Annotated in this window: 10 protein-coding genes, 1 tRNA gene and 1 pseudogene; 9 read left to right on the plus strand and 3 right to left on the minus strand. The window is 38.2% G+C overall.

Annotated features, from left to right (window positions below):
* The first annotated feature begins 17 nt into the window (after positions 1-17).
* Together GMB29_RS11015 and GMB29_RS11020 are read left to right on the plus strand one after the other, a co-directional pair.
* Positions 18-2,216, plus strand: a complete 2,199-nt coding sequence (locus GMB29_RS11015; protein WP_136356907.1) for a glycoside hydrolase family 32 protein — start codon at positions 18-20, stop codon at positions 2,214-2,216.
* 9 nt (positions 2,217-2,225) lie between these two features.
* Positions 2,226-3,722: a glycoside hydrolase family 32 protein gene (locus tag GMB29_RS11020; RefSeq protein ID WP_227551738.1), complete on the plus strand. Its 1,497-nt coding sequence runs from the start codon at positions 2,226-2,228 to the stop codon at positions 3,720-3,722.
* Between the two features lie 162 nt (positions 3,723-3,884).
* On the opposite strand, the gene GMB29_RS11025 is transcribed toward GMB29_RS11020, so the two are convergent.
* Positions 3,885-3,959: transfer RNA gene (locus tag GMB29_RS11025), tRNA-Glu, on the minus strand.
* A 206-nt stretch (positions 3,960-4,165) separates the two neighbouring features.
* Between GMB29_RS11025 and GMB29_RS11030 the strand changes: the two genes are divergently transcribed.
* A complete protein-coding gene (locus GMB29_RS11030; RefSeq protein WP_136356904.1) occupies positions 4,166-4,339 on the plus strand; it encodes an aspartyl-phosphate phosphatase Spo0E family protein in 174 nt (57 codons plus the stop codon).
* A gap of 575 nt (positions 4,340-4,914) precedes the next feature.
* On the opposite strand, the gene GMB29_RS11035 is transcribed toward GMB29_RS11030, so the two are convergent.
* Positions 4,915-6,588 (minus strand): multicopper oxidase family protein, encoded by a 1,674-nt coding sequence (locus GMB29_RS11035; protein WP_136356902.1) that lies wholly within the window; start codon positions 6,586-6,588, stop codon positions 4,915-4,917.
* Positions 6,589-6,822: 234 nt separating this feature from the next.
* On the opposite strand from GMB29_RS11035, the pseudogene GMB29_RS27375 reads away from it, so the two are divergent.
* Positions 6,823-7,105, plus strand: a pseudogene (locus GMB29_RS27375) (DUF6262 family protein); the annotation flags it as partial.
* A gap of 279 nt (positions 7,106-7,384) precedes the next feature.
* Here the strand turns inward: GMB29_RS27375 and GMB29_RS11040 are convergent.
* Complete coding sequence (locus GMB29_RS11040) at positions 7,385-7,582, minus strand: IDEAL domain-containing protein (protein WP_136356900.1); 198 nt, start codon at positions 7,580-7,582, stop codon at positions 7,385-7,387.
* Between the two features lie 176 nt (positions 7,583-7,758).
* On the opposite strand from GMB29_RS11040, the gene GMB29_RS11045 reads away from it, so the two are divergent.
* The 5 genes from GMB29_RS11045 (at position 7,759) to GMB29_RS11065 (ending at position 15,058) form a co-directional block, all read left to right on the plus strand.
* Positions 7,759-7,899: a hypothetical protein gene (locus GMB29_RS11045; protein WP_155443877.1), complete on the plus strand. Its 141-nt coding sequence runs from the start codon at positions 7,759-7,761 to the stop codon at positions 7,897-7,899.
* Between the two features lie 540 nt (positions 7,900-8,439).
* Positions 8,440-10,434: an IucA/IucC family protein gene (locus tag GMB29_RS11050; protein ID WP_136356898.1), complete on the plus strand. Its 1,995-nt coding sequence runs from the start codon at positions 8,440-8,442 to the stop codon at positions 10,432-10,434.
* Positions 10,431-12,554: an IucA/IucC family protein gene (locus GMB29_RS11055; RefSeq protein WP_136356896.1), complete on the plus strand. Its 2,124-nt coding sequence runs from the start codon at positions 10,431-10,433 to the stop codon at positions 12,552-12,554. The genes GMB29_RS11050 and GMB29_RS11055 overlap by 4 nt, the downstream gene beginning before the upstream one ends.
* Positions 12,555-12,560: 6 nt before the next feature.
* Positions 12,561-13,784, plus strand: a complete 1,224-nt coding sequence (locus GMB29_RS11060; protein ID WP_136356894.1) for an MFS transporter — start codon at positions 12,561-12,563, stop codon at positions 13,782-13,784.
* Positions 13,772-15,058, plus strand: a complete 1,287-nt coding sequence (locus tag GMB29_RS11065; RefSeq protein ID WP_319941500.1) for a type III PLP-dependent enzyme — start codon at positions 13,772-13,774, stop codon at positions 15,056-15,058. The genes GMB29_RS11060 and GMB29_RS11065 overlap by 13 nt, the downstream gene beginning before the upstream one ends.
* Positions 15,059-15,323 lie beyond the last annotated feature (265 nt).

Here is a 15,323-nt window from a genome sequence, read left to right on the forward strand (position 1 = left end):
TCGATTAGAGGTAACTTATGAGTTTACTATATGACCTTAGCTTGAATGAGGGAAAGGGGAGTGTAACCAAAGAGCGTATACGGGGCAATCTGTTGCCTATTGAATATGTCTTTAATCATGCAAGGTATAAGGAGAGTTGTTCCCCAAGATGGGTCACGTCTGCACTTGAAGGTTACGCTTTAGATTTTGACGGATATTCAACGTATATAAAGGATGAATCAATAGAAGTAAATGGATCCTTGACGATCGTTACTCTTATTGCACCGCGTTGTTTTGAAGCTTGTCATGGAGAAGTGTCTACAACGATCATTGATCAATTAGATAAAGCAGGGAAAAAAGGATTTGCGTTAAGCCTTTATCAGCATGGGGAAGTCCAATTTGAAATAGGGAATGGGAACCGTATAGATACATTTAGGAGTAATGAACAACTGGAATTGTTCAAGAAATCCTTCATTACGGTTACCTTTAATCATGAAACCAACTGGATATCGATCTATATTAATTCCAAGCGGGTAATGTGTGAATTAATAGATGGATTTGAGAATGCTGATATTCCATTATCAATCGGATTAAATAATACCCCATTCGAAATTAGCGACATTTTTAAGGGCGGAATGTTTTCTGGATTAGTCGACTTTATACGAATTTATGATGAAGCTTGGTTATCAGAAAAAATTCAAAATAACTTTATATGTATCAAAGATAAGCTTTCACTTGATTTTCAGGACATAGATCTTGATGAAAATAAACTTTTAGATGATATTCATCGGCCGCAATATCATGCAATACCGCCGCAACATTGGATGAATGAACCTCATGCTCCTTTTTATTACAAAGGAAAGTATCACTTGTTTTACCAGAAAAATGCAACAGGTCCTTACTTTTCAAACTTACATTGGGGGCATTGGACAAGTGATGATTTAGTTTTCTGGAAAAATGAAAAAACAGCTTTATTTCCCCAAAGAGGTGAATTAACACCATCAGGGGTGTGGTCTGGTTCAGCTGCCATTGGTCCAAAGAGTATTCCGTATCTGTTTTATACTTCCGCCAATTTGGCGAAGGATTATAACCAAGGTGTTGCCATCGCTCGCCCGAAAAATTTAGACGACATACACCTAGTGGATTGGGAAATGGACGATCAGAGTACCATTACTCAAACTGATAAACAAGGAATGCCTTCTCAATTCAGGGATCCTTTTGTCTGGAAAGATGACAAGGAAGAGATATGGTACCTCATCATAGGCGGTGGAATGGAAGATAAAGGGCCAACAGCATGGATCTATGCATCGACTGATTGTGAAAATTGGCAGTTTAAAGGAGATTTTTTTACTGTAGACAGTGAGGATTTTCCTTATTTAGGAACGAATTGGGAGTTACCTGTTTTGCTGCCGGTGTCTGACGATAAAGGAAATACAAAGTACGTCTTTCTGTTTATGAGCTACTTTAACAAGGAAGAAAAATATCAAGTAGATACTTATTTTTACCTTGGCCAATTTGATAAGGAAAACCTTAGGTTTATTCCTGATTCACTGGAACCACAATTGTTGGATTATGGGAAGTTTAAATTCAGCGGACCAAGTGGTTTTGTTGATCCAGTTACGAACAAATCGATTGTTTTCTCCATCCTTCAAGGTAACCGAAATGAGCAGGAAGAGTACGAGTCTGGTTGGGCTCATAATGCTGGGCTTCCCATTGAACTTTATTTAGAAAACAATGAGCTTAGAATGAAGCCGATAGAAAATTTAGTGGCTTTGAGAAACAAAGTACTAGTGAATGAAAGGGATAAACCATTAGTTCAAATAAATGAAAAACTTAAAGAAATAAGTGGAAAAATGCTTGAGGTTATTGTGGAGTTTGATCATACGGAAAAATTGGTTGGTTTTGAGTGTAAAAAGGATCCTAAGAATCAAGAAAAAACAAGCCTATTATATGAAAAGGAAAAAAAGCAAGTTTGGATCGATCGAAGTAAAAGCTTTTTGGGTCGTGAAGGTGATATACAAGGTGGCATACTTGATATTGATGAAGGCTTTTCTGCCCATATTTATATTGATCACTCGGCAATTGAATGCTACTTAAATAACAAAAAAATGATTTCAAGCAGGGCATATCCCACATTAAAAAACAGTGATGATATCTCTTTAATTGGTGAAAAAGATATCATCATCAAATCAATGAAAGTCTTTGAGCTTAAATCAATTTGGAAAAAGGAGGATTGAGTGAACAGAATGACAATACAAACACATGGAATGAATAAAACTTATCGACATAACTATCATCTAATGCCTGAGTGTGGTTGGATGAATGACCCAAATGGTTTTTCATACTTTAATAATGAATATCATCTCTTTTATCAGCATTATCCTCATGATACAGTTTGGGGTCCTATGCATTGGGCCCATGCTGTAAGTTCTGATCTTATCAAATGGAGTCATAAAAAAATTGCATTAAAACCAGGGAGAGATTATGACCGAAATGGTGTCTTTTCTGGTTCTGGAATTCAAGTCGGCAATGAGCATTGGCTATTTTATACGGGCCATATTGATTCACAGCTTGACGCCGTATATGATGAGAATTTTAAAAAGAAACCACTCCCTGAAAGTCAAGAAACCATTCCCTATATTAGACAAGTGCAGTGTCTAGCAAAATCTGTAGATGGGGTAACTTACGAAAAGTATGAAAATAATCCGGTTATTTCTTCTAAACAGGTACCCGCGGGGATTAGGGTTGAAGATTTCAGAGACCCAAAAGTATGGATCTGCGAAGGTAAGTTTTATATGACAGTTGGGGCAAAGAGTAGGGAGAATATCGGGCATGTATTATTCTATACGTCAACAGATGGAATGAAATGGGAATATTTAAATCAGTTATCACTAGGTAGGAAATATGGAACTGTTTGGGAATGTCCAGATTTATTCGAACTGGATGGCAAACATGTTTTGCTTTTTTCACCTCAGGAAAAACCGCGTGTTGGGAATAGGTTTGAAAATGTACATTCGACAATGGCTTTAATTGGAGAGTTCAAATACTCTACAGGTGAATTTAAAGTGGAGAGTGAGCAAGAACTTGACCAGGGCTTTGACTTTTATGCCCCGCAATCCCTTTTAACTACTGAAGGAAAGAGAGTTATTATCGCATGGATGAATATGTGGGAAAGAAGATATCTCTTGCATGAGCTTGGGCATGGATGGAACGGGTCAATGACTCTTCCGAGAGAATTATCAATAAAAAATGGAAGGCTCATCCAAAAGCCTTATCATAAAATAGAAACGTATCAAAAAAATGGCGTAGAATTGAAGGATTTCTCGATAAGCGGAAATTATGAGAATACTAGTCTGAATGGGAATAGCCAAAGACTTGACATTCAATTTGAGATGAAGGAAAGCAATCAGTTTACAATCGAGTTTTTCAGAGATACAAATGAAAAACTATCATTCATTTTTGATAAGAGTAAAAATGAAATGGTTTTAGATCGTAGCGAATCAGAGTATGCAATAGAGAATACGGGAGACAAGAATGACTTTACAAGAAGTCAGTTGATTGATCTAACAAATCCTGTTCATCTAACCATCTTTTTAGATGTATCATCCATTGAGATTTTTGTCAATGACGGGGAACATGTATTTACTTCACTGTACTTTTCGAAGGAATTAAGTGAAAGAATTTTGTTTCAATCTCAAGGTGCGACACATATAAATAAACTTTTGAAATGGGAACTTGTTTAAGGGGGAATATGGGGAAAGTAATAACAATTGGAGAGGTTTTATTTGACTTTATCCCAACATCAAAGGTGGACAGCTGAGCTAATCCTCCGAAGTATAGGTAATAAAAGTGTATGGGTGGCGATTGAAGTCGCTCATTTAACATGCCGAATTAATATTTTTTACTGGTGACCCGTACGGGATTCGAACCCGTGTTACCGCCGTGAAAGGACGGTGTCTTAACCGCTTGACCAACGGGCCAACTATATAAATTGACAAAATAATAGCCCCAAATAAGGGCTTTACCTGGCAACGCCCTACTCTCACAAGGGGAAACCCCTAACACTACCATTGAAGAGCTTAACTTCCGTGTTCAAGAACAATTGTCGAAAGCATTTCAAAATTCATGAAAATCCTTAATAGTAATAATATAGCTTGATCTTACATTTGATTAGGGGATATGGCCGATGACTATACAAGTAGTACATTCTGAATTAGCAAATAAAATCAGTCTAATTAGAAGACTAATGATTGTAACTGCCCAAACAAAAGGAATCAATAATCCTGAAACAATTAAATATAGTCAGGAATTGGACAAATTAATTTTTGAAACTCAACTATTATTAAAATCTTGTAGTTAACACCATCAGACTGTATTGTTGTTTTATATCTTCACACCCAAAAAAAACCTAAGAGTATAGATTTTAAGAGCTTGTTAAAAAAACCTTTCTATGTATTTAAGGAGATATTAGATGATCTTAAATAAGAATCTTGAAAATATAGCTTAAGAGATCATAAAAAACTTCAGCTATATTTGCCAGAGGGACAGGTTCCTTTGCTCACAGTAACGAAGATACGTCTCTGACCCAGAAGCAACCGAACATGAAAAAGTCGAACAGCAGTAACATGATTTAAGTTGAACTAAGGATAAACACAGCATAATTTTAAATGAAAAGTTTGCGAAAACAGCCTTTTTGATAAAACCATACCTATTTTACAAGCTTCATTGATAACTTAGTGGGAAGTTGAATAAAAGTCCCTGTCCACTTAAGCAGCTAGCATTTAAAGTCTCCCATTTCATTTCAGCACCTGTTCAACCTATAGGTGCTTTTTGTTCTGAAGAAAAGTTAAACTGCTGTAAATCTAATGTTTTATCATATTAAAAGGAAAAAGGACCGAAACAGTCCTCTTTCTGAAATTCTGGCACCCGTTTACGTTAATCACAATTCTTTTCAGTAATAATCAATGGTCTCATCATGTCATGATCCTCATGTTCAAGAATGTGGCAATGCCATACATATTCTCCTGTGTAGTTTTTAAAGGGGACAATGATCCTCGTCACTTTGCCAGGTTCAACCCTTACCGTATCTTTCCAGCCTATTTCACTTGGATCTGGGGGGTGTTTTTTTCCAAGTTTGATCCCTTTGCCATTGTTAATCCATTCCTGTTCATTAAAATCGTTTATATCAAAATCCTGGCGTTCAAGTATCTGGAATTGGACAAGATGAGGATGAATTGGGTGAGTAATGTTTGGAGGAATGCCAAGAGGACTATTAGGATTAAAAATAGGGCTTGCAAATTCCCAAATTTCAACACTATCAATCTCAGGGGTTTCTGTTGCAGGATCATGAAACATTAAGTGATTTATAGTCAACATAAGCCTTGATTGAGCATCTTGATCTTCAGTCATGACAAATCTTCTTGTTTTTGGTTTTGGATCCATCTTTTTGGGTTTCAATTTTTCAAAATGGCGAAGTTTTATTGGTATTTTACTTTCATCTTCACATTCAACTTCAAGCCCTACTCTAAACTCCATAACATCTTCTTTAAAGGTCTCTGGAAACCCTTGAAGATTCAATTCTTCTGTTCGAAGTGTTATCGTCTGGCCGGCGAATTTTGAAAAATCGATGATAACATCTAATCGTTCAGCAGGATCCAGCGGAAATTCTATTAGTCGCTTCGTTTTTCTTATCATTCCGCCATCTGTGCCTATTTGCAAGAAGGGCTGCCGTTTGTTGTTTTCGTCTAAGAGATAGAAAGTAAATCCGTTTGTATTTGAAGCATTTAACATTCTAAAGCGGTATTTTCTGGGCTCGACGTTAAGATACGGCCATACCTTTCCGTTGACCACCATGGTATTCCCAATAAAAGCACGAACGACTGATGGATGTACGGATGCTGGAGGGACTGTATTTGCAGGGTAAAAAAGTGAACCATCTGCTCTAAAGGTTTTATCTTGTATCATAAGCGGTATATCATATTTTCCTTTAGGAAGATCAAGGCTCAGCTCATGTTCATCGTGAATAAGGTAGAAACCTGCCAGTCCCGCATAAAGATTAAGTCTTGTAACTCCCAATGCATGATCATGATACCAAAGGGTTGTTGCCTGTTGATCATTAGGATATTCAAAAACTTGCCTGCTATATTTCGGTCCTACATCTGCGAAGTTGCGTGTAAACCAGGCTTCAGGATGACCATCACTGTCAGGTGCTACATTCGCACCATGAAGATGCACGACCGTTCGCACCTCAGGATTATTCATAGCACCGGGTAACGTTTTATCTACCGGTAAAAAGTGATCCAATGGCAAATGATTAATCCATTTAACATTAACGGTTTGTCCTCTCATTGTCTCAATCGTTGGACCAGGATATATGCCATTATAGCCATAGATAATCGTTTCATTAAAGTCTCGATGAAATTTATGGCTTCCGCACTTCATTTCAACCTCATAATAGGCAGAATCATTTCCTTGTGACACAGGATTTAACACCTGTGGAATTGGAAGCTCATCAACAAATTTTTCTATTGTACCTGGGAGTTTTACTGGTACATTGGCATTATACTCAGGACAATTATTTGTTACAGAAGTTCCGGAATTTTCAATCATAATACTCACCTTCTTCTTTAGTAAATTTTATTCACTTGAAGCATTGATTCTAGTATAGTAAATGAAAATAATAGAAGCTGGTGTCGGCCGATATTGATAGAACTGTAAAATGTGCGATGATCTTTCCCTACCTAGAAAAATAGAGTTGGAAATTAGCAGCTTTCACTAAACTGCCCGGTTTCTTAATAAAAAACAGCCGCCAGTACCGACAGCTGATTTGGGAGGTAGGCTCAAATGGCTAAATATGACCGTAGAGAGCATTTAAAACAGATTCATGAAAAAAAGCTATGACTTACCAAAAAATTGAAGAAGCGATAAAACACTTATAACAGCTAAAGAGAGAATCAATTTTAATAGCGTTTCTCAGGAAGCGAAAGTAAGTAAAGCGACACTTTACAACAACAACGAAAGTAGATTACGAATCGAATTATTACGTCAGCAACAGGCTCAAGTCCCTACTCCAAAGCAAATCAAACTTCAGATGGATGATACCAACAAAGATGCAATAATAGTATCTTAGTAGTTCAAGAACTTTGGAAAAAGAAATGCAAAAATAAGGTCGTTTACTGGATAATATTTTTCAGGCAGTAAGCGACCTTATTGTTTGTGTGGGTTAATTTAAATGTTTTTTTTATACTACAATTCTTCTGAAACAAGGAAGCCCATCCCGTGCGTTACAAATGGCATAGCCATTTGTATATATTCTTCTGGTGGCACAGTTATCCTTTTTCACTACCGTTAATACCTGATTATGTTAAGTTTATTTCAAAATCATCTCGAAATATAATACAACATCTTAAGAAATATTTTTCAATTCCTCTGTTAATCGCAGGAATTCTTCTTTGTTTCGATCCTGTAATGACTGGTCAATCTTTTTTCGGATTTGCTCTTTTCGGAAATTACGAAGGGCTTTGTTTAATACCATTTCAGCAAATTTAGAACCCATGACGTTTACTTCAGGTTGTGGTGGTGTATTAAATAAATTCCTTTCCATAGGAAACCAACTCCTTAACCTTTTTTCTATTATACTAACGGTTTCCAGACTATTCAAATATTTTGCTTAGTAGTTCTATGGTATTTATTAGACAATATGACTGAAAATTCAAAAAATATATTGATCTTTTACTTATATTAATAGATAATGTTCTTATAAAAAAGGGGGAATGTATTGTGAGTTTAGGTAAAGTATTTCGAGTGACTATTGGAGCAAATGCGCTTCTTTTATTAACAGTTCTATTTCTTCCTGCACTATTGATTACTAATGATATTAGTATTATTCAATCAGCTATTGATTTTATAAATAAAGATTAACTTATAAAACTCTCTAATAATAAAACCATCCAATATAAAGTGAACCCACAAAGTTAGACAAATATTTTAAGCAACTATCTGACCTGAATATCTCTTTGGAGCAGATGTCGGAAACAGCACTTCGCTTTTCCTAAGTCATCCGGCAGTGTCAACTGTCATCCCTGGGATGCGTTCGATTCGTCATGCCGAAATGAACTGTCAAGTAGGGGGTGGAAAGGGGCTACCGAAAGAGCAACTTGAACAGCTTAAATCTCATCGCTGGATTCGGAATTTCTATAAGGCTTGAAAATCTTAAGTTGAATTTGATATAAACACTAAAAGGAGCTGAATCAAAAGCCTAATTAGGCATTGAGTCAGCTCTTTTTGATTTCTCATTTATTAAGTTTCAACTTCATCTAAACTCTAATAGCTTCTATTGAAATATTTTTTAGGACTTAAGTCTGTTGACAATGGGAATCATTATCAATTATTATAAAACTCAGATAAGTTGTTGAGAACAATTATCATTATCATTAAAATTTCTGGTAAAGGAACAGTGAAATGAGCGCGATACATACCGAATATACGAGAATTATACAAAAAGAGGTTTTTGATGAGGAAGAATCAAAAACGTTAACTTACATTAGGAGCGAAGAGCCTGAATTGGAAGAACTGTATCTAATGAATCTTCAGGCAGGAAGAAGAGGTATCTTTCAACGTCTATTTCAGGCACTCATACGAGAAAAGCTAATCGACGAAGAGAGAGTTTCATGGATAGAAGGAACAAGGATCTATATTAAGCTTCCCGGTGAAAAAACGCTGCAGGCTGCCGTCAAGAAGCGACATTCACTTGGAAGATTTGATGTAGAAGGGGATGCTATTGTTGAAAGTTGTGGGTCCTCTAGAGTACTTACACATCCTGTTGAACTACTAGAGTTGTTAAGGCAAGAAGGATTGTTAAAAGAAGCAACGGAAGAGCAGTTTCAACGATTCAAAATGGAAATTAAAAACGGAGTAGCGAATCTAACCTTAGCATTGGCAGGTGCTGCTCGAAGGAAAAGAGAGTTAGCTGCTATTGCTAAATTAGAAGATATACAGACCTCCTTAGAATGGGTGGTCAAACAGAGTAAGGACAACAAGAACTTTAGTCCACTTGCTTTTTATGAACAATGGGTTGTTGAAGGTCATCCCCTGCATCCTGGAGCTAAGACAAAGTTTGGTCTTGAGGTAGCCGATGTCATACGTTATTCACCAGAATGGGGTGCCACTCCAGAGGTAGCTCTTGCGGCGGTTGCAAAAAACGATTGTCAAACCACATCTATCGATGAACATACAGTGACAACTCGTCTGTACCAAGAATATGAATGCTTACAATTATTTGTTGAAAAAACATTACAAGAGCAGGGATTAGATCATACCCAGTTCGAGTTGATTCCCGTTCACCCATGGCAGTTTGATCATACTTTATGCACTCTGTACAAAGAAGAGATAGAACAGAAAAGGATCGTTCCTATTTCGGATTTTCGTATTCCGACACTGTCATTGGTTTCTTTTCGCTCGTTAGCTCCCATCCAAAACCGCGGGCAGAGAAAGCATCATATAAAAACAGCAGTCAATGTACAAACAACCAGTGCTGTACGTACCGTTTCACCTAATTCCGTGGAAAATGGGCCAATTCTTTCGAAAATATTAGCCAACATTCAAGAAAAAGAGAATGATTTTGCGGGAAGCTTTGTTGTACTTCAAGAACGAGCGGGTACTTATTTTCAACCAGCAAATCAAGCGTTGTCGGAAGATGAGCGCTGGACACTACAAGCAAATTTAGCGTCTATCCTGCGGGAGAATCCTGAGAACCATGTCAAAAACGAGGAGGAAATCCCCATGGCTGCTGCAGCGCTTTTAGCGGATTCACCGATTAGCGGTAAGCCTATTGCGGTTGAATTAGTAGAGGAACTAGCTGGCTACTATGGTTTATCTGATTTAGCAGAGGCGGCAGCCTTATTTATACAAAGATATGCACAAACATCGTTACCAGGCTTTTTAACCTTGATGGTACGGTATGGAATTAGTTTAGAAGGTCATATGCAGAATAGTGTCTCTGTTTTTCGTAATGGAGAGCTGGTGCGTATTCTTTTAAGAGACTTTGGCGGTGTGCGTATTCTACCAGAAAGATTGAAGAAGCAAGGATTTCAAGCAGAATTTTATCCTGGCTCATCAATAGTAACGGAAAAAGTAGACCAATTGCGAAATATTATCTCTTATTCCGTCATGCAGAACCATTTTGCTGAATTAATCACATGCATCGTTCGTGCCCTAGGAATCGATGAGGAGAAGCTTTGGAAGCAGGTTGTTGCAGTATGTAAAGCTGTTTTTGAAGAACTGAAGAAAGATCCTTCCATTGCAGAACAGGCTTCAGCAGACGAGCAAGCTCTTTTTCAACCTATGATTGACTTAAAGGCACTAACAACTATGAGACTACGAGGAGATATTACAGCCTATTCGTTTATGCAAGTTCCAAATCCTATAACGGAATGGAAAGGAGAGATCCAGTCATGAGTGCAAGTTCAACTCAGCTTCTTGAAAGAGATGTTCTACATACGGTATATAGGAATTTCCGACAGGAATATATGCTGGAAGATGAATTAAAAGTCCTCACTTTTTTAGAAACCAATTATCCTGATATGGTTCCTGCATATGTGTTTTCTCTTGCAAGAGGGCGTCAAGGGATTTTGCGTCGGCTAGCAGGGGCCATGTTGCGTGAAGATATCATGGGACTTACTTCAAGTTCGTATGATCTGTACATTATTGACTCCATTCAGGCTTTAAATGTTCCAGCTATTGATGAGTATTGGCAGATGGTTATTCGAACACTCCATACATATGGCTTAGAAAGTGGAAAAATCTATAAATTATATCCTCTTTGTGAGAGAGAATGTCTTGTTATTCCGGTAACTCGAACTTATGCCTTTAACCGAGTAGAAGTAGATGGTGTTATTTTACATGTTTCTGAAGATGGAGTTAGAACAATAGAACACGCTGTTGAATTGCTCCAGTTGATGCGCCATAAGGAAGAAGCTCACAATGAAATAGGGCAAAGTGCATGGGTGAAGCTAGCTGAAGAATTAGTAAATGGAAGTGCGAATCTGGCACTTTCCTATGCCTATTGGAAGCAGAAGAAAAAAGAACTTCAGAAAAAAGCTGATGAACACGGAATTACGACTACCATTGATTGGGTACTGTTACAAAAGATGCAAGATCGTGAATTTGATTCAAGTTTGTTTTTTGAACAATTATCCGTAGAAGGACATAATCTTCATCCAGGTACCAAAACAAAAATAGGCATGGAACCAGAAGATGTGTTTCGTTATGCACCAGAATTTGATGGAGTAGCCGATATTCATTTTGTCGGAATTCATAAGGATTATGCGGAGTGGGTCGTTATAGAGGAAAATGAAGAGGATGCGAATGCATTTCTCTTTAAAGAGTATCCAGAATTACCAAAGGCAGTTAAACGAGAATTTGCAGAACACGAACTCAGCGTTAACGATTATGTATTGGTCCCTGTGCATCCTTGGCAGCTGGAAAAAGCACTACCAGACATCTACCACCAAGAAATCAAGGAACAGATTGTGGTTCCTATACGTGGCATGATGGTTCGAAGTGGGGCAACATCTTCTTTCAGAACAGTAGTACCTTTTGCGAATGGGGAGACGCCTAAACATGCGATAAAAGTAGCTGTCAACAGTCAGATGACTTCTACTGTTCGCTCTATATCCGCAAATACCACAAATAACGCTACGGTCTTTACTCGACTCATTCGTTCCATTATGCAGCAGGAACAAGACTTGGTTGAGAAGTTTGTACCTGTGTGTGAATGCGCAGGATTTAATTTCAAAATCAAAGAAACAGAAGGACTTACAGGTAATCATAAGCTAAAAAGCAGAAATCTATCTGCTGTGTTACGTGAGAATGTAGAATCATTTGTAGCGTTGGACGAAGTAGCCATTGTTGGCAGCTCACTTTTTGCTGAATCACCAATCACGGAAAAGTTGATTCTTGTCGAATTAATTGAAATGTATGCTGAAAAAAGGAAAGAAACGTCACTTCGGAAGGCTGCGTTTCAGTTCGTCTCAGAGTATGTTTCAATCGCACTTCCAGGCTTCCTTACCCTCATGGTAAAGTACGGAATTGGTTTAGAAGGTCATTTACAAAACAGTGTGATGGTATTTAAAGATGGTCGCCCTGTTCGAATGCTGTTTCGCGATTGGGGAGGAACTAGAATATATCGAAGCAGACTACAACAACATCAAGAACAAGTGCAATTTTATCCTGGTTCCGTCACGGTGACGGATAGTCTAAAGGAAATGCATAATAAGGTATTTTATACGGTATTACAGAATCACTGCGGTGAGTTAGTTCTGCAAGTATGCAAGCATTTTGGCTTAGGGGAAGGAGAGTTGTGGCAGGAGATTCATCGGATTTGCAAAAAAGTCTTTGATCAACTTGAGTCCTTACCCCACTATTCCGAAAGTGTACGCATAGACAGGAAAGCATTATATCAAGCAGAAGTAGATCACAAGGCACTTGCAAAAATGCGTTTAGAACCCGAAGGGAAAGAATATTCCTACGCAATCGTCCCTAATCCTCTTCACGAATTTAGTCGGAAGGAAGAATAAGGAGTTATGGCACAAATAGAAGTTCAGTTTCAGCAGCCATCACGCTTTGCTCTTCACTCAAGAATGTTTAGAATTTTCATGTCTGGAAGCTTGGTGACACGAGTAGGGGATTGGATGGATTTAGTCGCCTTAAACTGGGCGGTATTACAGTTTACGAACTCTCCACTCCATTTAGGATTGGTGAATGCTTGCCGTTTAGTGCCTACTTTTTTACTGAGTGTACCGGCAGGCATATTGGCTGATCGATATGATCGACGAAAATTATTAATTTTGCTTCAAATAGGTATGATGTTGTTGACGTTTTTCCTGGGCTATCTTATCGAGGCAAGACAGTCATTTTGGTTTTTTGCATTCATTGTCACGCTAAGGTCTATGCTGGCAGCTATGGACTCGCCTATTCGAAATGCATTAGTGCCAAATCTTGTACCTCAGAGCTCTATGGCAAGTGCAATCGCTATTAATACGATGGTCATTAATCTTTCTCGTATTATCGGACCAGCGATTGCAGGAGTATTGCTTACAATCATCGACATTGCCAATTTATTTTATATTAACGCGTGGGGTACGTTAGGTGTACTATTATCGTTACTTATGATTCGTTCTTATTCTTTTCCAACCCCTGATAAAAAGGAAAGAGAGAAAACAACGCTTCGAGAGGCAGCGGATTATATAAAAAGTCAACCCTCCGTTCAATCTTTACTTATTTTAGCTATTGTACCGATGATATTTGGGTTTCCTTACACAACGATGATGCCCTTATTTGCTAAGGATCTTTTAAAGCTTGGACCTGAAGGATTTGGGATGCTTCTATCTGTTTCATCTGTCGGTGCATTAGTTGGGACAACTTGGCTTTCTCTTGGTAAAGAAATCAAGGGTGCGGGAAAGTGGTTGATTTATTCCATTATGGGATTTGGAGTATCTTTGCTTTTATTTATAGGAACCAAAAACGTGTTCATAGCAGGAACAGCTATGTTTCTTGTCGGATTAACGAGTCAGACCTACCGAACGATGAGCCGCATTACTTTACAGATTCACGTTCCCGATCAATTGCGAGGCAGGATATTGAGCATTGCCTTAATGGATAGAGGATTTATTCCGTTAGGAGCGATACTCATAGGGGCTATTGCGGCATGGGCAGGTGCTTTATGGGCAGGCGTCATAATGGGGTTAGGCTGTATTGTAACAACCTTAGTTATCGTAGCAAGAAGACGACAAATTTGGCAATTGTAATTATATATGGGAGTGGACAAATAAAGATGGAAAATATCGTGCAATCTCTCAGAATGGAACGAGAGAAACCTTTTTGTGCCTATTTATATGACTTATCGAAACTGCGTCACCATGTGAATCAATTAATGACAACTCTTCCTTCAGCATGTCGTTTATTTTATGCGATTAAAGCAAACTCAGATGCAAATCTACTTACAACTTTAGCTCCAATGGTTCATGGGTTTGAAGTAGCTTCATTAGGGGAGATAGAGAAAGTCCGGGCTGTGGATGCGAAAATTCCTATCCTGTTCGGTGGACCTGGAAAAACACAGGAAGAGATTGAAGGGGCTATTCATCACGGAGTCACTTTGCTTCATGTTGAGAGCATACATGAATTGCAGTTGGTCAATCACATTGCCAGTCAAAAAGGGACAACCGTATCCATTTTGCTGCGTGTCAATTTGCGTAGTTCCGTTCCAAACGCACAATTGAAAATGGCAGGTGTACCGACACAATTTGGAATTGATGAAGTAGAAGTGCCCAATGCAATTGCTTTAGCAAAAAGTTTGCCGAATGTGAAGCTCCTAGGTTTTCATTTTCACGCAATGTCTAATAATGGTGATTCTAAGACCCACGTGTACTTTGTAGACCATTGCTTTGAAATGGCAAAAACATGGGGAAAAGAGTGGAATATAGATATCTCTTATATAAATGTAGGCGGAGGTATTGGGATTAACTACCAAGATGTAGAAAATCAGTTTGATTGGGTCGACTTTATGGAGGGTTTAGAAAAAGTATTAGAAAAGCACAACAATACCAATTGGCAGACGTTGTTTGAATGTGGTCGTTACATCACTTCTTCGTGCGGCTACTACGCAGCAGAGGTATTAGATATCAAACAAAATCATGGTAAATCTTTTTGTGTGATTCGTGGGGGAAGCCATCACTTAAGACTCCCGGCAGCTTGGAAATCGAGTCACCCTTTTACAATCGTACCAGTAGAAAAGTGGTCATATCCCTTCGCGCGCCCTGAATTAAACGATTCTGTGATTACTGTGGCAGGGGAGCTGTGTACTCCTAATGATGTACTTGCAAGAGATATATCTGTTCCACGTATTCGGGTTGGAGATATTCTTCTTTTCAGTTATGCAGGAGCTTATGGTTGGGCTATTTCCCATCATGATTTTCTCAGTCATCCGCATCCAGAGCACCTCTACATAGAATCTGACTCAATCAACGGTTCCGGTGCAAAAACGGAGGACAAAAGACTACAAATAAAAATAAGTGTTGTGTAGAAAAACAAAAACGAGCCGGTTTCCCTTTAACGGGGTAAAACCCGGCTTGTTTTTTGTCGAAATTTGCTTAACGTGGTTTTTTTCCGATTTGCTGGTAGTACTCCATGCCCATCAAGCTAAGGCAAATCATTATCCCCAAAACGAAAAAAACGCTATTCTTTCTGTAATATGATGGAAAGGATGGTGTTTTTATGTGTCGTGAGGTTTCAAATGAACTTACTCTCTTTTCTCAGGAAATACAATGACCTTTGTCCCCACAGGCTCT

This window comes from Metabacillus sediminilitoris, assembly GCF_009720625.1.
Taxonomy (GTDB): domain Bacteria; phylum Bacillota; class Bacilli; order Bacillales; family Bacillaceae; genus Metabacillus; species Metabacillus sediminilitoris.